The sequence below is a fragment of the Arthrobacter sp. Soil762 genome (assembly GCF_001428335.1).
Classification (GTDB): Bacteria; Actinomycetota; Actinomycetes; order Actinomycetales; family Micrococcaceae; genus Arthrobacter.
Genome location: NZ_LMSG01000016.1, coordinates 2,126 through 3,252 on the forward strand (window position 1 = coordinate 2,126; position 1,127 = coordinate 3,252).

Below are 1,127 nucleotides of genomic sequence, written 5' to 3' on the forward strand. Positions count from 1 at the left end.
GCGGTGGCCGTGAGCGTGACGGTTTCGGGCGTGCCGCCGCCCGCGGGAGCCGTGGTGAAGGTCCACGTCCTGTCCGTCGCCAGCGCGTTGCCGGCAACATCCTTCACCCCACTGGAGCCGCCCCTGATCGTTGCCGTGTACGTCGTACCCGGCGCCAGATCCGCACCCGGGTTCAACGTCGCAACCCTGTCCGTGCTGTTGTACGTCACGGTCGGCACCGGCGTCGTCCCCGGCGTCAATGTGAANCCCGGCGCCAGATCCGCACCCGGGTTCAACGTCGCAACCCTGTCCGTGCTGTTGTACGTCACGGTCGGCACCGGCGTCGTCCCCGGCGTCAATGTGAASGTGCTCGACGTGACCGTCGACGCGTTCATCGCCTCCGAGAACGTCCCCGTCACATTCACCGTCACCGCCACAGCAGTCGCACCAGCAACCGGAGACGTAACCGTCACCGTCGGAGCCGTAGTATCACCACCACCACCGCCGCTCAGGGTGAGGACGAGCTTGGGTGCGAGCGTGCTGCCGGCCTCCTTGGAGTTGAGGTCCAGGCCGTCACCGCTGCTGGTGTCCATTCCCAGTGAGAGCTGTTGGCCGAGCTCACCGGTCAGTCCGCTGACCGTCAGCGGAATGTTGTAGGTGGTGTTGGTGGTTGTCGGGCCGAGGGTGCCGATGCTGGTGCCGAGCACCGGACCGGGGTACGTGATCCCAGTCTCGGTCCAGGTGTCATCGGCGACCAGCTTGATGTTCTGCGTGCCTGTTGACCCGCTGCCGGCGCTGCGCAGCTGCAACGTTGGTGATCCCAGTCTCGGTCCAGGTGTCATCGGCGACCAGCTTGATGTTCTGCGTGCCTGTTGACCCGCTGCCGGCGCTGCGCAGCTGCAACGTTGCACTCTCGATGGTCCTGCCCGCATACGCTGACAGGTCGAACTTCAGGTACGTGACCTCCGCCGGGCTGTTGTCCACGCCCAAGATGGTACTTGTGCCATTGTTCGTCCCCGGCGCCGCGCTCGTCACGTAGCTGTCGGCGGTGGCCGTGAGCGTGACGGTTTCGGGCGTGCCGCCGCCCGCGGGAGCCGTGGTGAAGGTCCACGTCCTGTCCGTCGCCAGCGCGTTGCCGGCAACATCCT

The 1,127-nt window shown here is 66.4% G+C and carries 2 protein-coding genes and 1 pseudogene; all 3 read right to left on the bottom strand.

Features of this window, described 5'->3' with window-relative positions; all coding sequences use genetic code 11:
- A partial coding sequence (locus ASG77_RS22545) for an Ig-like domain-containing protein (protein WP_442854240.1) occupies positions 1-218 on the bottom strand: 218 nt, incomplete at its 3' end.
- 28 nt (positions 219-246) lie between these two features.
- Positions 247-821: pseudogene (locus ASG77_RS22920) on the bottom strand (Ig-like domain-containing protein); the annotation flags it as partial.
- A partial coding sequence (locus tag ASG77_RS22555; protein ID WP_162254931.1) for a CBM96 family carbohydrate-binding protein occupies positions 724-1,127 on the bottom strand: 404 nt, incomplete at its 5' end. The pseudogene ASG77_RS22920 and the gene ASG77_RS22555, both read right to left, overlap by 98 nt.